This is a genomic window from Verrucosispora sp. WMMA2044, from assembly GCF_027497155.1.
Taxonomy (GTDB): domain Bacteria; phylum Actinomycetota; class Actinomycetes; order Mycobacteriales; family Micromonosporaceae; genus Micromonospora; species Micromonospora palythoicola.
This window is the reverse complement of sequence record NZ_CP114913.1, coordinates 4,968,466-4,988,110: the sequence shown is the minus strand read 5'-3', so window position 1 is coordinate 4,988,110 and position 19,645 is coordinate 4,968,466. Positions and strand designations below refer to the sequence as shown.

General features: G+C 72.3%; 21 protein-coding genes and 1 riboswitch. Of the genes, 9 read left to right on the top strand and 12 right to left on the bottom strand.

Annotated features, from left to right (window positions below):
- Window positions 1-23: 23 nt before the first annotated feature.
- The gene (locus tag O3597_RS22635; protein WP_281602331.1) at window positions 24-776 is read left to right on the top strand and encodes an HAD-IA family hydrolase; all 753 of its coding nucleotides are present in this window, start codon (window positions 24-26) and stop codon (window positions 774-776) included.
- Window positions 773-3,148 (top strand): glycosyl hydrolase family 65 protein, encoded by a 2,376-nt coding sequence (locus O3597_RS22630; RefSeq protein ID WP_281602330.1) that lies wholly within the window; start codon window positions 773-775, stop codon window positions 3,146-3,148. Before O3597_RS22635 ends, O3597_RS22630 begins: the two co-directional genes overlap by 4 nt.
- A gap of 15 nt (window positions 3,149-3,163) precedes the next feature.
- Here O3597_RS22630 and O3597_RS22625 read toward each other — a convergent pair whose 3' ends face one another.
- The gene (locus O3597_RS22625; RefSeq protein WP_281602329.1) at window positions 3,164-3,343 is read right to left on the bottom strand and encodes a hypothetical protein; all 180 of its coding nucleotides are present in this window, start codon (window positions 3,341-3,343) and stop codon (window positions 3,164-3,166) included.
- Window positions 3,344-3,508: 165 nt separating this feature from the next.
- On the opposite strand from O3597_RS22625, the gene O3597_RS22620 reads away from it, so the two are divergent.
- Window positions 3,509-4,177, top strand: a complete 669-nt coding sequence (locus O3597_RS22620; protein WP_281602328.1) for an alpha/beta fold hydrolase — start codon at window positions 3,509-3,511, stop codon at window positions 4,175-4,177.
- A gap of 7 nt (window positions 4,178-4,184) precedes the next feature.
- Here the strand turns inward: O3597_RS22620 and O3597_RS22615 are convergent, their stop codons facing one another.
- From O3597_RS22615 to O3597_RS22600, 4 genes are all read right to left on the bottom strand, one after another.
- Window positions 4,185-5,432 (bottom strand): AI-2E family transporter, encoded by a 1,248-nt coding sequence (locus O3597_RS22615; protein WP_281602327.1) that lies wholly within the window; start codon window positions 5,430-5,432, stop codon window positions 4,185-4,187.
- Between the two features lie 104 nt (window positions 5,433-5,536).
- Entirely contained in the window at window positions 5,537-6,322 is a 786-nt protein-coding gene (locus O3597_RS22610) for a hypothetical protein (protein ID WP_281602326.1), read from the bottom strand.
- A 237-nt stretch (window positions 6,323-6,559) separates the two neighbouring features.
- Complete coding sequence (locus O3597_RS22605) at window positions 6,560-6,955, bottom strand: hypothetical protein (RefSeq protein ID WP_281602325.1); 396 nt, start codon at window positions 6,953-6,955, stop codon at window positions 6,560-6,562.
- Window positions 6,956-7,051: 96 nt separating this feature from the next.
- Entirely contained in the window at window positions 7,052-7,387 is a 336-nt protein-coding gene (locus O3597_RS22600) for a helix-turn-helix domain-containing protein (protein WP_281602324.1), read from the bottom strand.
- Window positions 7,388-7,586: 199 nt separating this feature from the next.
- Here O3597_RS22600 and O3597_RS22595 point away from each other — a divergent pair, with 199 nt between their 5' ends.
- Window positions 7,587-8,285: a carbonic anhydrase gene (locus O3597_RS22595; RefSeq protein WP_281602323.1), complete on the top strand. Its 699-nt coding sequence runs from the start codon at window positions 7,587-7,589 to the stop codon at window positions 8,283-8,285.
- Window positions 8,286-8,370: 85 nt separating this feature from the next.
- On the opposite strand, the gene O3597_RS22590 is transcribed toward O3597_RS22595, so the two are convergent.
- The 3 genes from O3597_RS22590 to O3597_RS22580 all read right to left on the bottom strand — a co-directional run bounded on the left by O3597_RS22590 (window position 8,371) and on the right by O3597_RS22580 (window position 11,613).
- A complete protein-coding gene (locus tag O3597_RS22590; protein WP_164446382.1) occupies window positions 8,371-9,387 on the bottom strand; it encodes a hypothetical protein in 1,017 nt (338 codons plus the stop codon).
- 3 nt (window positions 9,388-9,390) lie between these two features.
- Window positions 9,391-9,522: riboswitch (cyclic di-AMP (ydaO/yuaA leader) on the bottom strand.
- Window positions 9,523-9,688: 166 nt separating this feature from the next.
- Complete coding sequence (locus O3597_RS22585) at window positions 9,689-11,035, bottom strand: YibE/F family protein (RefSeq protein ID WP_281602322.1); 1,347 nt, start codon at window positions 11,033-11,035, stop codon at window positions 9,689-9,691.
- A 281-nt stretch (window positions 11,036-11,316) separates the two neighbouring features.
- Entirely contained in the window at window positions 11,317-11,613 is a 297-nt protein-coding gene (locus O3597_RS22580) for a metal-sensitive transcriptional regulator (RefSeq protein ID WP_099847797.1), read from the bottom strand.
- Window positions 11,614-11,725: 112 nt separating this feature from the next.
- Between O3597_RS22580 and O3597_RS22575 the strand changes: the two genes are divergently transcribed.
- From O3597_RS22575 to O3597_RS22560, 4 genes are all read left to right on the top strand, one after another.
- Window positions 11,726-11,935 carry a copper ion binding protein gene (locus tag O3597_RS22575; protein ID WP_164446380.1) on the top strand — a complete coding sequence of 70 codons (210 nt, stop codon included), beginning with the start codon at window positions 11,726-11,728 and terminating at the stop codon, window positions 11,933-11,935.
- Window positions 11,936-11,968: 33 nt separating this feature from the next.
- Complete coding sequence (locus O3597_RS22570) at window positions 11,969-12,964, top strand: hypothetical protein (protein WP_281602321.1); 996 nt, start codon at window positions 11,969-11,971, stop codon at window positions 12,962-12,964.
- Between the two features lie 11 nt (window positions 12,965-12,975).
- A complete protein-coding gene (locus tag O3597_RS22565; protein ID WP_281602320.1) occupies window positions 12,976-15,225 on the top strand; it encodes a heavy metal translocating P-type ATPase in 2,250 nt (749 codons plus the stop codon).
- A 69-nt stretch (window positions 15,226-15,294) separates the two neighbouring features.
- The gene (locus tag O3597_RS22560; protein WP_164446377.1) at window positions 15,295-15,468 is read left to right on the top strand and encodes a CsbD family protein; all 174 of its coding nucleotides are present in this window, start codon (window positions 15,295-15,297) and stop codon (window positions 15,466-15,468) included.
- A 52-nt stretch (window positions 15,469-15,520) separates the two neighbouring features.
- On the opposite strand, the gene O3597_RS22555 is transcribed toward O3597_RS22560, so the two are convergent.
- Together O3597_RS22555 and O3597_RS22550 are read right to left on the bottom strand one after the other, a co-directional pair.
- Complete coding sequence (locus tag O3597_RS22555) at window positions 15,521-16,480, bottom strand: sensor histidine kinase (protein WP_281602319.1); 960 nt, start codon at window positions 16,478-16,480, stop codon at window positions 15,521-15,523.
- Window positions 16,477-17,319 carry an MEDS domain-containing protein gene (locus O3597_RS22550; protein WP_281602318.1) on the bottom strand — a complete coding sequence of 281 codons (843 nt, stop codon included), beginning with the start codon at window positions 17,317-17,319 and terminating at the stop codon, window positions 16,477-16,479. The genes O3597_RS22555 and O3597_RS22550 overlap by 4 nt, the downstream gene beginning before the upstream one ends.
- Window positions 17,320-17,445: 126 nt before the next feature.
- Here O3597_RS22550 and O3597_RS22545 point away from each other — a divergent pair, with 126 nt between their 5' ends.
- Window positions 17,446-18,012 (top strand): sigma-70 family RNA polymerase sigma factor, encoded by a 567-nt coding sequence (locus tag O3597_RS22545; protein ID WP_164446769.1) that lies wholly within the window; start codon window positions 17,446-17,448, stop codon window positions 18,010-18,012.
- A gap of 11 nt (window positions 18,013-18,023) precedes the next feature.
- Here the strand turns inward: O3597_RS22545 and O3597_RS22540 are convergent, their stop codons facing one another.
- Together O3597_RS22540 and O3597_RS22535 are read right to left on the bottom strand one after the other, a co-directional pair.
- Complete coding sequence (locus O3597_RS22540; RefSeq protein WP_164446375.1) at window positions 18,024-18,860, bottom strand: zf-HC2 domain-containing protein; 837 nt, start codon at window positions 18,858-18,860, stop codon at window positions 18,024-18,026.
- Between the two features lie 119 nt (window positions 18,861-18,979).
- A complete protein-coding gene (locus tag O3597_RS22535; protein WP_164446374.1) occupies window positions 18,980-19,606 on the bottom strand; it encodes a universal stress protein in 627 nt (208 codons plus the stop codon).
- Window positions 19,607-19,645: the final 39 nt, after the last annotated feature.

Here is a 19,645-nt window from a genome sequence, read left to right as displayed (position 1 = left end):
GCGTCCGCGGATAGATTGATACGATGCTCGGCCTGCCTGATCATGTGACCGCTGTTCTGTTCGACCTCGACGGTGTGCTCACGCAGACCGCCCGGGTGCACAACGCCGCCTGGACCGAGACGTTCGACGACTACCTGCGCCGGCGCTCGGCCACCACCGGTGAGCCGTACCGGCCGTTCGATCCGGGGCCGGACTATCACCGGTACGTCGATGGTCGCCCGCGTCTCGACGGGGTGCGGACCTTCCTCGCCTCCCGCGGCATCACCCTGCCCGAGGGCGCACCGGAGGACCCGCCGGGCGCCCAGACCGTGCACGGCCTCGGCAACCAGAAGAACACCATGGTGCTGGAGCGGATCCGCACGATCGGGGTGGACGTCTATCCCGGCTCGGTCGCGTACCTCAGGGCGGTGGCCGCGGCGGGGCTGCGGCGGGCGGTCGTCACGGCCAGCGCCAACGGCCGTGAGGTGGTCGCCGCCGCCGGCCTGGAGCCGCTGTTGGAGGCCCGGGTGGACGGCCTCACCGCCCGAGCCGAGGGGCTACGCGGCAAGCCGTACCCGGACACCTTCCTCGCCGGAGCGAAACTGCTCGACGTGGTGCCGGAGAAGGCAGCCGTGGTCGAGGACGCGTTGGCCGGCGTCGAAGCCGGCCGGGCCGGCGGTTTCGGGTACGTGATCGGCGTGGACCGGGCCGGCCACGCCGACGAGCTGCGCGCGCACGGTGCCGACGTGGTGGTCGACGACCTCGCCGACCTGCTCGACACCGGGCGGCCCGAGTGATCCGGGAACGGGCGTACCCGGTCGAACCGTGGCACGTCCGGGAGACCCGGCTGGACATGGACGTGCTCGCCCAGTCCGAATCGGTGTTCGCGCTCTCCAACGGGCACGTCGGCCTGCGCGGAAACCTGGACGAGGGTGAGCCGCACGGGCTGCCCGGCACCTACCTCAACTCGTTCTACGAGCTGCGGCCCCTGCCGTACGCGGAGGCCGGGTTCGGCTTCCCCGAGTCCGGCCAGACCATCGTCAACGTCACGAACGGCAAGCTCATCCGACTGATGGTGGACGACGAGCCGCTCGACGTGCGTTACGGCGAGGTGCTCGCCCACGAGCGGATCCTCGACATGCGCGCCGGCACCCTGCACCGGTCGCTGCACTGGCGCTCGCCGGCCGGCCGCGAGGTCCGGGTGAACACCACCCGGCTGGTCTCCTTCCGGCAGCGCTCGGTGGCCGCGATCCGCTACGAGGTGGAGGTGGCCGACGACAAGCCGCTGCGGTTGATCATCCAGTCGGAACTGGTGGCCAACGAGACGTTGCCACCGCAGAGCCGCGACCCGCGCGTCGCCGCCGTGCTGGAGTCGCCGTTGCAGGCGGAGGAGGAGCTGACCACTCCCGCCGGTGGGCTGCTGATCCACCAGACCAAGGTCTCCGGGCTGCGGGTCGCCGCCGCCATGGACCACGAGGTGGCCTCGCCGGCCCGCACGTCCGTCGGCTCCGAAGGCTACGAGGACTGGGTCCGTACCACCGTGGCCTGCGTGCTGGAGCCGGGACAGAAGCTCCAGGTGGTCAAGTACCTGACCTACGGCTGGTCCAGTCGGCGTTCCCTGCCGGCGCTGCGCGACCAGGTCGGTGCCGCCCTGGCCGCGGCGAAGCTGGACGGCTGGGACGGGCTGGTCCGTGAGCAGCGGGAGTACCTGGACGAGTTCTGGGACGCCGCCGACGTCGTGGTGGACGGGGATCCGGAGGTGCAGCAGGCGGTCCGGTTCGGCCTGTTCCACGTGCTCCAGGCAGGCGCGCGGGCGGAGCGTCGGCCCATCTCGGCCAAGGGACTCACCGGCCCCGGGTACGACGGGCACGCCTTCTGGGACACCGAGATGTTCGTCCTGCCGGTGCTGACATACACCCACCCGGCCGCCGTACGGGATGCGCTGTACTGGCGTTTCTCCACTCTGGAGCAGGCCCGGGAACGGGCGCGCACGCTCAATCTGGCCGGTGCCGCCTTTCCGTGGCGCACCATCGAGGGGCCGGAGTCGTCGGGGTACTGGCCGGCGGGCACCGCGGCGTTCCACATCGCGGCGGGCATCGCCGACGCGCTGCGGCGCTACGTGCTGGCGACCGGCGATCGGCAGTTGGAGCGGGAGATCGGGCTGGAGCTGCTGGTGGAGACCGCGCGGCTGTGGCGCTCGCTCGGGCACCACGACCGCGCCGGCAACTTCCACGTCGACGGGGTCACCGGTCCCGACGAGTACACCGCCGTCAAGAACGACAACATCTACACGAACCTGATGGCCCAGCGGAACCTGCTGACCGCCGCCGAGGCGGCGTCGCGGTACCGCGACGAGGCGTTCCACCTCCGGGTGACCGACGAGGAGGCCGCCGCGTGGCGGGACGCCGCCGCGGCCATGCACATCCCGTACGACGAGGAGCTGCGCGTCCACCAGCAGGTGGAGGGTTTCACCCGGTTGCAGGAGTGGGACTTCGAGCAGACCCCACCGGACAAGTATCCGTTGCTGTTGCACTATCCGTACTTCGACCTGTACCGCAAGCAGGTGATCAAGCAGGCCGACCTGGAGCTGGCCATGCACTGGCGGGGCGACGCCTTCACCAGCGAGGAGAAGCTGCGCAACTTCCTCTACTACGAGCGCCGTACGGTCCGCGACTCGTCACTGTCGGCCTGCACCCAGGCGGTGCTGGCGGCGGAGGTCGGTTACGCCGATCTGGCGCACAGCTATCTGCGTGAGGCCGCGCTGATGGACCTGCACGACCTGAACGAGAACACCCGGGACGGGGTGCACATGGCCTCGCTCGCGGGTGCCTGGATCGCCTTGGTCGCCGGATTCGGCGGCCTGCGGGACCACGACGGGACGCTGTCGTTCGCGCCGTGCCTGTCCAGCCGGCTCAACGCCCTGTCCTTCTCGCTCCAGTGGTGCGGCATGCGGCTGCGGGTCGACGTACGCGGCCACGACACGACGTACGCCCTGCACCACGCCGCTCCGGACGCGGTCATCGAGCTGAGTCACCACGGCAAACCGGTGCGCGTCACCTGCGACGAGCCGGTGACCGTACCGAATCCGCCGCCGCGTACGGACCTGCCGACGCCGGAGCAGGCGCCCGGTCGGGCACCCCTGCTCCGGCTGCCGGAAAACCCGGCCTGACCCGCTACCGCGTCGTCAGATGGGCTCGCCCTGGGAAGGGTGCCCGGTGGCGTCGTGGGGCGTCCTCGCCCGGGGATCGTCGGCCGAACGCGCCTGGGCCGCGTCGTCTGCCCAGTCCCCTCCGCGCCGGTCGTCCTGTTCCCGCCGGTCACGTTCGGCGGCGGACTGCACGGGCTCGCGCTGGTGATGCGCCATGACGGTCCTCGCGATCTGTCGGCGGCGCCGGTGACGCCGGTCCGTCTCTGGTCACCCGTCGGCTACCCGGCGCCCCCCGGCGCAAACCCACTCGCCGCGTGCCCGGGGCTTGTTGTCGGTCGGGCCGGGTATCCGGGCGGGCGAGACAGCTCAGGGGGAGGCGAGATGGACGTGCGCGGCGAAGCGGTGACGATCCCGGCGGGCGGGGTCCTGCTCCCGGCGGACCTGCTGGTGCCGGCGGAGCCCGTCGGTGCGGTGCTGTTCGCGCACGGCAGCGGCAGCTCCCGGCACAGCCCGCGCAACGTGGCGGTGGCGCACCAGCTCAACGGGGCGGGGCTCGGCACCGTCCTGGTGGATCTACTGACTCCGGCCGAGGACGAACTGGACGCGGTCACCGCCGAGCTGCGCTTCGACATCGGCCTGCTGGCCGACCGTCTCGCCGGGATCGTGGACTGGCTGGCCACCGAGCGGCCGTTCGGGGCGAGCCCGGTGGGTCTCTTCGGCGCGAGCACGGGAGCCGCCGCCGCGCTCGTCGCCGCCGCGCGACGACCTGATCTGGTACGCGCGGTGGTGTCCCGCGGTGGTCGTCCCGACCTGGCCGGCTCCGCGCTGGGCCAGGTGCGCGCCGCCACCCTGCTGCTCGTCGGTGGTCTCGACGAGCAGGTGATCACGCTCAACGAACATGCGCTCGGTCAACTGACGTCCCGATCCGAGCTGCGCGTGATTCCGGGTGCGACGCACCTGTTCGAGGAGCCGGGCACGCTGGACCAGGTCGCCGAGGCGGCAGCCGGTTGGTTCCACGACCACCTGCACCCGCAACCCGCCTCCGCCTGACACACCCTCAGGCGGGCTCGGGATCGGGTCCGGCCGGCGACGTCGATGGTCCGGAGGGCGACGATCCCGAGGGGGCGGTCGACGGGCGGGACGGTGCCTTCTTCGATGGCGGCGAGTCGGGAGCCGGTGGGCCGGACGCCGAGTCGGATGCGTCCGCGGCGGCCTGCCGTTGACGCTGGACGCTGTCGACGACCCGCCAGGCGACCGCAACGATCGGAACCGCCACGAAGGCGCCCGCGATGCCGGCGATGAGGGTGCCGGCGGTCACCGCGACCAGGATCACCACCGGATGCAGCCGTACCTGGCGCTTCATCACCAGCGGCTCCAGCAGGTTGCCCTCGATCTGCTGGACGGCGATCACGGCGGCCAGGGTGAGCAGGGCGGTGGTGGGCCCGTTGGCGGCCAGTGCCACCAGCACCGCGACCGCGCCGGCCACGGTGGCACCGACGATCGGCACGAACCCGCCGATGAACGTGATCAACGCCAGCGGGAACGCCAGCGGCACCCTGAGCAGTACCAGCGCCAGACCGATACCGATGGCGTCGATGGCCGCGATCAGCATGGTGCCCCGGCTGTACGAGCCGAGGGTGTGCCAGCCGGTGCGACCCGCCTCGGCGGCGATGTCCCGATTGGGCCCGGCGGCTCGGCGCAACGTCCAGCGCCACATCTCCCGGCCGTCCTTGAGCAGGAAGAACAGCAGCACCAGGGCGAGCAGGATCGAGCCGACCACCTCGGCCACCGTGCGGGCGCTGGCGACCGGGTCCACCTGCTGCTGGCTGATCGCCTGGCGCAACTGGGCGAGCAGGCTGTCCAGCTGTTGGTCACTGACCGGCAGGGTGGAGGTGACGAAGTCCCGGGTGCGCTCCAGCCCCTGACGCAGTTCCTCGCCCAACTCGCTGAACTGGTCGGCGGTCAGACTCCACACGAGCGCGCCGACGCCGCCCAGGATGCCGAGCAGGAGCAGGACGCTGAGCAGCGCGGCGAGCGCGGCCGGCAGCCGCAGGCGACGCAACGCCAGTTGCACCGGATCGAGCAGCGCGGCGAGGAAGAGGGTCGCGGCCACGGCGATGGCCAGCGGGGTGACCAGCAGCGTGATCCGGGCCAGCAGGTAGAGCCCGGCGGAGATCACCACCAGGCAGGCGCTCCATACCACCGCGGATCGCACCAGCCAGGGCAGGGCGGCCCAGGTCTGGCGTGGGCCGGCGCCCCGCACCGCCGTCTTGTCGGGCTGGTTCCCGTCATCGCTTGCGACCACGTCGGCCCTCCTCAGTGTCCGGCGTGGTCGGTACCCGGTCGACGTCCTTCCGACACTAGTTGCCGGCGACCGGCCCGGAGGGTGTTCGGCTCGCGAGACCCGACTCAGTACGCGGCGACCGGTGCCCGGCCGACGACCGCCGGGATCTCCCGGGTCTGCTCGGCGGCGCCGGGTGTGGTCAGCGGCAGGACCGACTCGCGCTCCTCCACCACCGGCACCAGTGCGGCGGCCGCTTCCTCGCGCAGACTGCGGGCCGCCGCGGCGGCGAGTTCCGCGGCCCGCCAGGTGGCCTGCTCCCGTTCCCGGGCCGCCCGCTGCCGGGCGAGGAGGTGGTCGCGTACCGCCCGGCGCAGCATCAACTCCTGCTCCACCGGGTGCAACCGGGGATCCCAGCCGCGATGCGCGAAGACGTCGCTGAGCTGCTCCACTGACAGCTCCCGCCGCCAGTACGCGTCCAGGGCGGCCCGGTGCAGCCAGCGCTCCCGGTCGGCGTACTCGGCGGGGGTGCGGGCGGTCTGCGGCAACGGCATGCCGGCGGCGCGGGAGAGCCGGCGTACGTCCGCCTCGGCCGCCTCGTACGACCGCCACGCCTGCTCGGCCTCGTCCTGTGCGGCGAGCCACTCGTCGCGCCGGTGCCGTGCCGTGGCATCGGCCCGGTCCGCCGCGATCGTGACCTCCTCGGCCCAGCGCTCCTGGTCACGTCGGTGCTCGGCGTGGTCTGGCCGGCTCGGCAGGGCGGCCTCGCGGATGCGGACGCCGGCGTCGAAGCGGAAGAGTCGGGGTCGTAGCAGCAGGCCGGTGACGGCGAGCGTCACCACGCCGAGCAGGCCCAGCCAGATGGCCGCGGCCCGGGGCGCGTCGAGCAGAACGGAGGACAGGGCGGTACGCATCATCAACACCTCGCGGTCGGGATGAGTCGTCGACTGTGGTGGACGCGGATCGTGACGGCGGGGTAGGTGCCCGGGACGCGGCTGATGCCGTTGCAGGCCGGCCGGATCGGGCTCGCGGGATGGTCCCGGCATCACCATGGCAGTGACGCGGTGAGTCGGCTGGTCGCCTGGGTCCGCCTGGCGTCTGGCCAGCGCGGCGGCGTCACCTGCTCGATCGGTCGGCCGGACCGCCGTCGGTCAGCCGGTGGGTGGGCCGCGTCGGGTCGATTCGCCCGCGCGGACGGCGGGCACCGGGGCGACGCGGTGACCGACCTGGACGGCGGCAGCCGATGTGCCGTCGGTGCCTGCGGGCCCGACCGGAGCACTGGTGGCCGGCTCTCGCCGCTGGCCGGCGTCGACCGCCCGCACGGGCCCGACGGTGGGCCGGACGGCCGCCACGGCGGTGGGCGGCGCGCCGAGGGTGACGGTGGCGCTCGGTGGTGAAACAGCGGTGGACCGGCCCGGCGGATCGGCCGCGACGGCCCCGCCGAGACCGACGGCGAGCACCAGCGACGCCAGCGCCAGTCGGGTCAGCTCGCGCAGTGCGCACAGCGTCGCCGGCCACAGTGGACGGGCGAACGCGGGAGACGGCACGGAACCCAACCTATCCCGCCTTCGGCGGGACCGCAGCGCCGCGATCGTTCGGGGTGGGTGAAGCGCGCCACGTCGTCCGACCAGATGTCCGTCGACTCATCCCTCGGCGGTGCCGGTGACCTGTTCCTTGGTGAAGAGGGCCAGCAGATCACCGACCTCGTGGTCGGCCTCCGCCGGGTGCCGGAACCGTCCGGCGGGGTTCAGGGTGTACTCGTTGCGCCGACCCACCCGGGTGCGATGCAGGTAGCCGCCGGCCTCCAGGTCGGCGACGATCGCCTGGGCGGCACGTTCCGTGACGCCGACCTCGGTCGCGACGTCCCGTAGCCGGGCGGTGGGGTTACGGGCGATGGCGAGCAGGACGTGCGCGTGGTTCGTGAGAAACGTCCAGTTTCGCGCGTTTCCCCGTCCGTCAGTGCTCGCCATGTCCGCCATCGTATGACCTGCCGTTCGGCTACCTCGGCTCGCGCCGTCGCCGACGCCGGCCCGGCCGAGCGCAAGCGTCGACTGATGCATGAAATACATATCACGTATAGCTTGACGTGCGTTAGGTCGCGTGTGACCGTGATGGCAGCCCGTGACCAGCGTCGGCCGGGATGACCAGGCATTCCTCCCAGAGACGAGGTGCAGCCGGATGAGTCGACCCGGAACGCTCGGTCCGCAACCCGGTCCGGACCGCGAGGTGCTCAGCGTGGATCATCCCGGTGCCCCGCAGCGGGCCCTCGCCGAACTGCTCGCCGGCAACCGTCGATTCGTCACCGACGCGCTGCGGCATCCCAACCAGAACGCCGGGCGTCGGGCCGCCGTCGCGACCGAGCAGCATCCCTTCGCGGTGATCGTCGGCTGTTCCGACTCCCGGCTCGCCGCCGAGATCATCTTCGATCGCGGGCTGGGCGACCTCTTCGTGGTCCGTACCGCCGGGCACACCGTCGGGCCGGAGGTGCTGGGCAGCGTGGAGTACGCGGTGGCCGTGCTGCGTACGCCGCTGGTGGTGGTGCTGGGCCACGACTCGTGCGGCGCCGTCCAGGCGGCCCGCGAGGCACTGGCCACCGACACCACGCCCCCCGGGCATCTGGGCGCCGTGGTCGACGCGGTGGTGCCGAGCCTGCGCCGAGCACAGGACGCCGGGGTGCACGAGCTGGACGAGATCGTCGACATCCACATCGCGCGTACCGTCGAGACGATGCTGGACTCCTCGGCGACCCTCGCGGCGGAGGTGGCCGCCGGGCGATGCGCGGTGGTCGGCATGTCCTACCGGCTGGCCGCCGGTGAGGTGCGGGCGGTGGCCGCGGAACCCGCCGAACTGACCGGCGCGATGGCGACCGCGCCCTGATCCGCGACCGACGACGACGTCCTGAACGACGAGGGCCGTCCCACCACGGTTGGTGGGACGGCCCTCGGCGCGTCGTGTCGGGCGATCAGAGCAGTGACACGTGCACGTGGTCGGTGTGGTTGGACGGTCCGCTGTAGGAACTCCAGCGCTCCGTCGCCGCGAACCAGATCTGCCGGTTCCAGATCACGTAGTAGACGCCCAGCCGGTCGGCGTTGCGGACCAGGAAGGCCGCCAGGTTGTTGCCGTAGATCCGGGTGTCGTTGTTGTGCCACGGGCTGAAGCCGCTGTTCTGCAACGACCAGTCGCAGGCCCGGCCCTTGGGGTGCTCGAACTTGTCACCCGGTCGGAAGCAGCCGACGAACCGGTTGAACCCGGCCCGCTTGACCTCCTTGTACATGTGCAGCGTCCGGGGCGTGATGCAGCCCGACGTGGTGGGGTCGTTCTGGCTGCACGACTCGGGCTTCCAGCCGCCGTCCGAGGACCGGTTCGGCCCGATCCGGGCCACCGGCGAGGTGGCGTCCACCAGTCCGCCGGTCAGGCCGACACCGCCGACCAGCCGGAGGGACTTCTCCGCCTCGCTCTTCTTGCGCGCCATGTCGTTGGTCAGCTTCTTCTGCTCGCGCACCTCGGCGTCGAGCGCGAGCTTGGCCTGCTCGGCACGGAGCTTGATCGCGTTGACCTCGCCCAGCTTCTTGTCGTTCACCAGGTTCAGCTCGTCAAGCGCGGAGGCCCGGTTGATGAACGAGTCCGGTGCGCTGCTCTGCAACAACATGGCGATCGCGCCGACCCGGCCGGTCCGGTAGGACTGGGTGGCGATCTGGGCGACCTGCGGGGAGAGCGCGTCCAGGTCGGCCTGAGCGGAGCGGACCTCGACCGCCAGTCGGAGCTGGCGCTTCTTGGACTTCTCCAGCTTGGCCTTGGCCTTGGAGTAGTCCCGGGTGGTCGCCTCGATCAGATCGTTGAGCATCGGCGGGTCGTCGTCGTGCTCCGCCGGTTTGGGGTCGTTCGGCGCGGCCGTGGCCGGCATCGGACCGGCGAACACGGCGAACGCGGCGAGCACGGCCACCACGGGTGTCAACCAGCGGCGTAGGGGTGCCGTCACTGTTTTCCCTTCCATCGACCGCCGACCGGGTTAGCTGACGGGTTCGGGACGGAAGTGGCCCCTACCGCTTTCGCGGATTCACCCCACCTACCTGGGTCCCCGGCTCGCCCGAGGGCGATTGGGCGGTGGCACCGCAGGCGCCGCTGCGCGCCTTCGGCGGTGACCGGCAGTGAGGTTACCCGACAGTCCATCTGTGCTTCTACGCCCCGAACCCGACGAGATGCGTCATTTCGTAATCGCTTTGAGTGACCAGCGACACGGTTTCGAGCCGCATCGGCAGGGGCGGTCACGTTGAGGAGTGTCACCATGTGGTGTCCGTGCTCCTGTCCGGGTCGGGCCACCCCGAGGGGGTGGCGGGGGACGTGTTGCGGGTGGGTGGGGTGCTCAGCGCGCGGAGCGCCTCGGCCCGGTCCGTCGCCGGCCGGGGGACCAGGGGGGTGGGTTCACCCGTGTGGGCGCCGGCCTCGCCGCGTCCGGCGGTCGTGACGACCGCCGCCAGCGCCGTGGTCAGCGGTACCGCGGCGATCAGCCCGAGCGTGGCCACCACGCTTCGGACGATCTCCGTGGTGAGGAACTCGCTGGTCAGGATCTGGCCCAGCGCGCGGGAGTCCGCGGTCAGCAGGAGCAGCAGTGGCAGCGAGGCGCCGGCGTACGCCAGCACGATGGTGTTCACCACCGAGGCGATGTGGGCCCGCCCGACCCGGGTGGCCGAGCGGTACAGCTCCCGACGGGAGAGGTTCGGGTTGGCGTGACGCAGCTCGTTGACCGCGGCGGCCTGGGTGACCGTGACGTCGTCGAGCACGCCCAGCGAGCCGATGATGATGCCGGCGAGCAGCAGGCCGTGCAGGTCGACGTCGGCGCGGAACATGGACAGGGTGGTGGCGTCCTCGCTGCCGAATCCGGTCAGGTGGGTGGCCCCGGTGGCGGCCAGCCCGAGCAGGCCGGTGAGGACCAGACTGGCGAGCGTGCCGAGTACGGCCACCGAGGTCTGCGCGGAGATGCCGTGGGTCAGGTACAGCACCACGAACATGATCAACGAGGCGCCGACGATGGCGACCGCGAGCGGCGGCCGGCCGGCGCTGATGCCGGGCAGCACGAAGGTCAGCAGGATCGCGAAGCTGGCCGCCAGGCCACCCAGCGCCGCCAGGCCCCGTAGCCGCCCGAAGGCGACGATGGCGGCGGCGAAGAGCACGGCCAGCCACACCAGCGGCTTGCCGCGCTGGTGTTCGGCGATGTTGTAGGTGCTGACCGACGGGTCCTCCGGGTCGATCAGCGAGACCAGGATGATGTCGTCGCCGACGTCGATGCGGGGTGCTCCCGGCCCGCTCGGGATGGGCGTCTGCACCTCCTGGCCGGCGTCCGGGCCGGTCTGCACCCGCACGGTGACCGTGCCGCAGGGGCCCGCCGCGGTCGTCGGTGTGCCCTCGGGCACCACCGGGTTGGGCGGGCAGGGCTCGCTCACCACCCGGGTGACCGTGCCGTGGTAGCGGGGGGTGTCGTCGGTGGCCTCGGGACGTGGGGCGTCCCGGGGCCAGAGCACGATCGCGGCGACCAGGGTGGCGAGGAAGAGGGGGACCACCGTCACGACGAGGATCCGCCGCACCCGGGGCGGGGTGGGCGGAGCGGAACGGGTGTGGTCGGCGCCCATTCAGTGTCTCCCAACGATTTCAGGGCTGAGTACGTGTCGATGGGCGAGACGGTTCACTGCCGCCGGACGACCGTGTCGAAGGGCAGCCCGAATGGCCGGAAGGTGGCGGGGTGGCTGCGTACCGTGAGCTGTGGAGGGGTTCGCGACGGCGGCGGGGGCAGGGGCGGGTGCCCGCCGGCGACCTCGGGCCGCGCGGCACGGATTTCGGCTGGCCATCGTGTGCGAATGGTAACCAGCCCGACCTCCCGACGCCGTTCGCGAGGGTATGTCGGCGGGTCGGGTCAGCCGCGCTTCATGAGCCGGCCCACGGCGGCCATCATCTCGGTCGCCATCTCGTCGGCGCGCCCCTCGGCGGCACCTTCGTGCATGCAGTGCCGGGCGTGCCCGTCGAGCAGACCGAGGGCGACCTTGTCCAGCGCGGCCTGGATGGCGGAGATCTGGGTGAGCACGTCGATGCAGTAGCGATCGTCGTCGACCATCTTCTCGATGCCGCGCACCTGGCCCTCCACGCGGCGCAGCCGGGCCAGGAGTTGGTCCTTGCTGGCGGTGTAACCACGGATCGGCGCGGGTGTGCTCATGCCGACAAGAATAGCCTACCCCCAGGGGGTATGGTACGGTCGATGTCGTAGATACCCCCTACGGGTATCGGGTGGTGCTCGGCCACCCTGGCGAGTTGGTGAGGAGAGTCGCATGGTCAGCACGACGTACCAGGTGCAGGGCATGACCTGCGGGCACTGCGTCAACGCGGTCAGCACCGAGATCGGTGCGATCGAGGGAGTCAGCGACGTCCAGGTGGACCTGGCCACCGGTCAGGTGATCGTCACCAGTGACCAACCGCTCTCCGGTGACGCGGTGCGTGCCGCGGTGGACGAGGCCGGATACGAGCTGGTCGGCGCCTGAGCCGGCCGGCAGGCGGAAACCGAGGAGTCGAGCATGAACACGGCGACGAGGCTGAGCGGTTTCGTGCTCGGCCTGGCGGCGGTCTTCGGCGCGGCGTACGGGGTGGGGCAGCTGGCCGGTCCGGTGAACGTGCTCGCCGCCGACCACGACAGCGAGGGTGCCGGTCACGGGGTTGACGTCCGCGCCGAGGGCGACACCGGCCGAGCGGCGGGGCCGGTCGGGCACGGGGAAGGGGAGGCTGGGCACCTGCCCGGCGGTTTGCTCGTCTCCGACCGTGGCTACACCCTGGTGCCGGTCGACGCCCCGCCGGGTGAATTCGCGTTCCGGATCACCGGGCCCGACGGCCGTCCCGTGACCGGATACGACGTCAGCCACGACGAACGGATGCACCTCATCGTGGCCCGCCGTGATCTGTCCGGCTTCCGGCACGTCCATCCGGAGCTGGCCGCAGACGGCACCTGGCGGATCGCCTCGCCGCTGGATTCCCCGGGGGTGTGGCGGGCCTTCGCGGACTTCACCCCGACCGGTGGCGCACCCCTGACGCTCGGCGTCGACGTGACCGTCCCCGGCGCGCTGACCGAGCGAGGACTGCCCGCTCCGGCGAGCAGCGCCACCGTCGACGGTTACACGGTCACCCTCGCCGGCACCCCACGGCCCGGGCACTCCACCACGCTGACGTTGACCGTCAACCGCGACGGCGCGCCGGTGACCGATCTGGAGCCGTACCTCGGCGCGTACGGTCACCTGGTCGCGCTGCGCCGGGGCGACCTCGCCTACCTGCACGTACACCCCGAGGGTGCCCCGGGCGACGGACGGACCGCCCCCGGACCGCAGGTCAGCTTCGCCACCGAGTTCCCCTCGGCCGGCACGTACCGGCTCTACCTCGACTTCCGTCACCGGGGCGTGGTGCGTACCGCCGAGTTCACCGTGCGGGTCGGTGACCCGGGCGCTGCCGCCGCGCCGGCCGACGAGCACGCCACCCCCGGCACCGAGGACGGGCACGGCAGCCCCGGGCACGGGCACGACTGACGGGACCAACGATGAGCACGAGCCGACCCCTGACCGCCGCGCCGCACCTGATCGAGCTGGCCATCGGCGGGATGACCTGCGCGTCCTGCGCCGCCCGGATCGAGAAGAAGCTCAACCGGATGGACGGCGTGCGGGCCACCGTCAACTACGCCACCGAGAAGGCGACGGTCTCCTACGCCGATCCGGTCACCCCGGACGACCTGGTCGCCACGGTCGAGAAGACCGGCTACCAGGCCAGCCTGCCGCCACCGCCCACCCCGGCCGGGCCGGCAGCCGCCGAACCGGTGGACCCGCTGCCCGCCCTGCGTACCCGGTTGTGGGTCTCGGTGGCGCTGAGCGTCCCGGTGATCGCGCTGGCCATGGTGCCGGCCTGGCAGTTCACCTACTGGCAGTGGCTGTCGCTGACCCTGGCCGCCCCGGTGGTGGTCTACGGCGGGCTGCCCTTCCACCGGGCCGCGCTGGTCAACCTGCGGCACGGCGCCGCGACCATGGACACCCTGGTGTCGCTGGGCACGCTGGCCGCCCTGGGCTGGTCGGTGTGGGCACTGTTCCTCGGCACCGCCGGCACCCCGGGAATGACCCACCCGTTCAGTTTCGACATCGGCCGCACCGACGGCTCCGGCAACATCTATCTGGAGGCGGCCGCCGGGGTGACCACCTTCATCCTCGCCGGCCGCTACTTCGAGGCGCGGGCGAAGCGCACCGCCGGGGCGGCCCTGCGGGCCCTGCTGGAACTGGGCGCCCGGGACGTGTCCGTGCTGCGTGACGGGGTGGAGACCCGGATCCCGGTCGACCAGCTCGCGGTGGGCGACCGCTTCGTGGTGCGGCCCGGCGAGAAGATCGCCACCGACGGGACGGTGGAGGAGGGTTCCTCGGCGGTCGACGCCAGCCTGGTCACCGGTGAGTCGGTGCCCGTCGAGGTGGGCACGGGCGACGCGGTGATCGGCGGCTGCGTCAACGCCGGTGGGCGACTGGTGGTCACCGCGACCCGGGTCGGTGCCGACACCCAACTCACCCAGATGGCCCGCCTGGTCGAGCAGGCGCAGAGCGGCAAGGCCGCCGCCCAGCGGCTCGCCGACCGCATCTCCGGGGTCTTCGTGCCGATCGTGATCGCGCTGGCCGCCGGCACGCTCGGCTGGTGGCTGGGTGCCGGTGCCGGACCGGCCGCCGCGTTCACCGCCGCCGTGGCAGTGCTGATCATCGCCTGTCCGTGCGCCCTCGGCCTGGCCACACCGACCGCGTTGCTGGTCGGCACCGGCCGTGGCGCACAGCTCGGCGTCCTGATCAAGGGGCCCGAGGCGCTGGAGTCCACCCGGCGGGTGGACACCGTGGTGCTCGACAAGACCGGCACCGTGACCACCGGCCGGATGAGTCTGCTCGCGGTGACCCCCGCCGACGGGGAGCGACGCGACGAGGTGCTGCGGTTGGCCGCCGCCCTGGAGAGCGGCTCGGAGCACCCGGTCGCCCGGGCGGTGGTGGCCGGCGCCGCCGAGGTCGGCGCGCTGCCGCCGGTCACCGACTTCGCCAACGTGGCCGGGTTGGGCGTCACCGGCACCGTGGACGGCCGTCAGGTGCTGCTCGGCCGGGGCCGGCTGCTGCGCGAGCGGGGTCTGGTCGTACCGGACGACCTTGCCCGGGCAGCGACCGACGCGGAGGCGGTGGGGCGCACGGCGGTGCTGGTCGGCTGGGACGGCCGGGCCCGGGGCCTGCTCGCCGTCGCCGACCAGGTGAAGCCGACCAGCCGGGAGGCGGTGCGGCGACTACGCGCACTCGGCCTGAAACCGGTGCTGCTCACCGGCGACAATGCCACGGTCGCCCGGGCGGTGGCCGCCGAGGTGGGCGTCGACGAGGTGATCGCGGAGGTGCTGCCGACGGAGAAGGTCGAGGTGGTCGCCCGGTTGCAGGGCGAGGGTCGGGTGGTCGCGATGGTCGGCGACGGGGTCAACGACGCCGCCGCGCTGGCCCGGGCGGACCTCGGCCTGGCCATGGGCACCGGCACCGATGTGGCGATCGAGGCGTCCGACCTGACTCTCGTCCGGGACGACCTGCTGGCCGCGGTGGACGCCATCCGGCTGGCCCGCAGCACCCTCGCCACCATCAAGGGCAACCTGTTCTGGGCGTTCGCCTACAACGTGGCGGCCCTGCCGCTGGCCGCCGCCGGGCTGCTCAACCCGATGATCGCGGGAGCGGCGATGGCGTTCTCGTCGGTGTTCGTGGTGGCCAACAGCCTCCGGCTGCGCCGGTTCCGCCCGGTTTCCTGAATTCCGGTTGGTCGCCGCCGGGCTGGGTACCTGAGTGGACGTAGCGGCAAAAACCTCCGGGAGGCTGACATGGGCGTCGAGGACAAGTTCGACAACACCGCCGAGAACACCGGTGGCAAGATCAAGGAAGGCGTGGGTCGCGCCACCGACGACGAGCGTCTGGAAGCCGAGGGCCGTAGCGACCAGATGAGCGCCAACCTCAAGCAGGCCGGCGAGAAGATCAAGGACGCGTTCCGTAAGTAGTACTCGACATTGACGCCGGGTCGGCCTACGCCGGCCCGGCGTTCGCCTGTGCTCAGGCGCCCAGCGGTCGACCAGCGGTGAGTCGGAGGGTGAACCCCTCGGCGTCGCGATGGTAGGTGACGTGGTTGCAGGACTGGTGGGTGATCCACAGGCCCAACCCGCCCGGCGTCCCGTTGGCCGACGGCAGCAGCCCGGCGTACGGATCCTGCGGCCCGCTACCGGCATCGCTGACGGTGGCCACGATCCGGTCCGCGCCCACCCACACCCGGAACCGGACCGGGGGACGGCCGTGCCGCAGCCCATTGGTGACGGTTTCGCTGACCGCGACGACGAAGTCGTCGAACTCGTCGTCCGGTAACCCGCCCTGGCCGACCTGGTGCACGGCCGCGCGAGCCTGCGCCGCAGTCGGGCCGAGCAGATCGACGAGGGGCGGGGCCGCCTGGATCGGGTCGGGTGGCATCGGGCGCACCTGGCGTAGGAACGTCTCCGGGGCGACGTAGTCGCCACTCGGCACATGCCGCCCGTCGGCGGTGGCGAAGCACGGGTGGGTGGCGGCGACGTCGGCCAGCACGCTGGGTGCGGTGGTCCGGGTGTCGTACGCGCACATGCTCCACAACGGCCAGTCGTCGTACGCGCGGTTGATCGCCGACTCGTACCGGGCCCACCAGTCCCAGGTGGGGCCGAGACCGAGCGACGGCACCTCGCCGATGATCCGGATCTGGGTGGCGCCGTCGGCGACCAGATCGGCGAGGAGCTGGCGGTACATCCGGATGGCGGCGGTGGGCCGGCCGTAGACGTCACCGCCGGACAGGAACTCGACCTTCGTGTCGGCGGGCAACGCGGCGCGGACCAGGTTGCCGGTGCGTTCGCCGAGCGCGACAAAGGTGGGCTCGTTCGCCTCGACGCCGCCGACCAGGAACGGCACCACGACGGCGAGCAGTTCCTCGTCGGAGCCGTAACAGACAGCCTCGTGGAAATAGCCGGTGCGTCCGGCGGCCGCGCCGGTCCTCACCGGGCCACCTCCACCCGCACGTCGGGCAGGTCCAACAGGGCGGCGAGCCGGGCCACCCCGGGGCGGGCGGCCCGCAGCACGACGGTCGCGTGTCGGTCCCTGGCGTACTCGCTCAGGTGGATGAGCGCCCGGTGGTCGAGGAAGCGGAGCCCGTGGGCGTCCAGCACCAGTTCGTCCTCGACGGGTCGCAGATCCGCGCGGTCGAGGGCGGTGCGGAACAGGTCGTGGTTGGACGGGTCCAGCTCACCGGCGAGAGCGGTCTGTCCCTGGCGCAGCGGTACGGCGTACAACCGGAACAGCAGCTGGCCGAGGTTGTGTTCCGGGTGCAGGCAGGCCAACTCGGCGACCGCCGGCTCACCCAGCCGTGAGCGGTCGTAGGCGCACATGGCCCGGAACGCCTCGGTGCGCATCATCTCGTTCACCCGCTGCTCGTAACGGGCGAACGCGTCGCGTTGAGCGGGGGTACGGACCAGCTCGGTGGCGTCGGCGGCCACCCGCAGGCCGGTGTATCCGTCGGCCACCGCCTCCTGGGTGGCGCTGCGGTAGGCCGTCACCTGACTCGCCGGATCGATCGTCGCCGTGCTGCCGTACGCGCCGTCGAGGGAGCGGACCTGGGCGGCACCCGACAGCAGTGCGTCGGCGAAATCCCGGGTACCGAGCAACTGGTCCCGGACCGGCTCGGCGGGACCGGAGACGACGAACCACACCCGCTCGCCGGCCGCCAACCCGGCGCGGAGGAACTCCACGGCGTGGGTCATGAACCCGGCCGGGTCGTCGTAGGCCCAGCACAGGTGCCGGTACCGCGGCTGGTCAGTCAGCACGGCACTCCGCTCGCTCACGTGAGGTGCCCCATCAGTGCATTCTACGGCGTCGTCCGAGGCGGGCCCCAGATGCAGGTCCTGCGGTTGTCGTCCCGGCCGGGAACCAACCGACGGTTTCGACCGACCAATACGGCGATGACAGCCGTGACCGACGACATCAGCGGATATGCGCTTGCCGCAGGCCGGGGCGACCACGCCGCCGCGGCGGCTTTTGTGCGGGCCACGCAGCACGACGTACGGCGGTTCCTGTCCCACCTGCCCGGCGTCCGGGAGGTCGACGACCTGGTCCAGGAGACGTACCTGCGGGCCTGGCGGGCACTGCCGTCGTTCGCGGGTCGGTCGACGGCACGGACCTGGCTGCTGGCCATCGCCCGCCGGGTCGCGGTGGACCAGGTACGCGCCGCCACCTGCCGGCCACGGACCGCCAACCTCGGCGACTGGCAGGCGGCCGCCGAGAGCACGCCGACCGGAGTACGCGCCGGGGTGGACGAGCAGGTGGTGCTGCATCGGCTGCTCGACGGCCTCGCGCCCGAGCGTCGGGAGGCGTTCGTGGCGACCCAACTGCTCGGCCTGTCGTACGCCGAGGCCGCGAAGGTGTGTGACGTGCCGGTCGGCACCATCCGGTCCCGCGTGGCCCGGGCCCGGGAGGACCTGGTCGCGGCGATCCGGCCGGTCGAGCAGCCGACCGACCGCCCTGGTGCCGCCGGCTGAGCCATCTGTCGTCAGGCGACCCGCCGCTGGTCACGGTCGCCGTCGCCCCGGCCGGCGCCGCTACCGGCCCGGGCCGGCCCGTGGTGCGCCTGAGCCGAGTATGGCGGCAGCAGCCGCAGCGGCGCGGGCTCGTCGACCTCGTCGAGGCGTAGCCGCCAGCGGGACCGTTCCGGTTGGTGTCGGTCGCCCGGTTCGCCGGGCTGGCGGGAGCTACGCGCCAGCAGCACCGTGAACAGGTAGCCGACCACCAGAAAGCCGTGGCTCACCAGCCGTTCCACCGCGACCTGCGAGGCGACGAGGTCGTTGACCGACAGCAGCACCAGGGTCACCACGAAGGCACCGAGCATCGGCAGCAGCCCCGACGGCGAGGTGCGGCGCAACGCGACGAAGAGGAACCCCGCGCCCACCGCGACGTTCCAGGCGGCGGACTCGTGCCACAGGTGCTGGCCGTTGGCGTGCAGGTGCGCGGCGACCTCGGCCCGGCCGATCTGCGCCAGCCCGAGCACCAGTTGCACGGCACCGAGCAGACCCAGCGCGGCGCGCAGCGCGTTGACCAGGGTGAGTCGCCCACCAGCCGCCGGCCACAGGCGTCCCGGCACCCCGGTGGGGGTGAGCGTACGCCGGCCTCGCCGTGGCGGCGGCGCGGCGGCAAGGATCGCCTCGGTCAGATCCGGCTGTGCGGTCACCACCCGGGTACGTGCCCGGCGGGTCACCCTCGCCGCCGAGTCCAGCCAGGTCCGGCAACCGGCGCACGTCTCCAGGTGCTCGCCGACCCTGCGCTGCTCGTCCGCCGTGACCTCACCGTCCAACTGTGCCGACAGAATCTCCCGCCACTGCTCACACCGCATGTACCAATAGTCGCTCCCCGGGCCGGCATGGTTCCCGGCCGGGACCGACGGAACCGGCCGACGCCGAGGTCAGCGCCGCCCAGGTGCCGCTCGGTGTGGCGCGAGGTCGTTCGTCGACGTCACCGACCGGGCAGACTGCCGAGCAGCACGGCCCGCGTCGACCGGTGGGTGAGGCCCTCGGCGACGCTGCCGAGCAAGCGGTCGCCGATCCCGTGTCCGTGTCGGCCGACCACCAGCAGGTCCACCTCTCGGTCGTCGGCGACCGTGAGCAGGGCGTCGACGGGATGGCCGGTGACGATCGCGGTGGTGGGCCGGGGCAGCCCTTCCGGCAGCCCGGCGGCCCGTTCATCGATCATGCGACGGGCCCGCTCGTGCTCCCGCCGGGACTCGGCGTCGGACAGGTCGGGGCTGGTGACGGTGACCAGGACGAGTTCACTCGTGCTCCCGGTGAGGGTGCGGGCGATGGCCCGCAGCGCCCGGTCGGAGTGCTCGGAACCGTCCACGCCCACCAGCACCCGCAGCCCGGTGCCGACCGCCTCGGACGGTCGGTGGCGTACGTCGACCATCTGCGGACGGGCCCGGCCCCGCTCGACGGCGATCGGCACGAACAGCGGCCCGAGCAGCGCGCCCACCAGATACCAGAGCGGGCTGCGGTGCCCGCCACGAGTGACGAAGAGCGCCGCCGTGCCCAGACCGACGGCCAACCACAACACCGCCACCAGTGCCAGATACCACCACTCAGACACAGGGCACCTCGCCGACGATTCGGGGCGTGGACGCGGTCA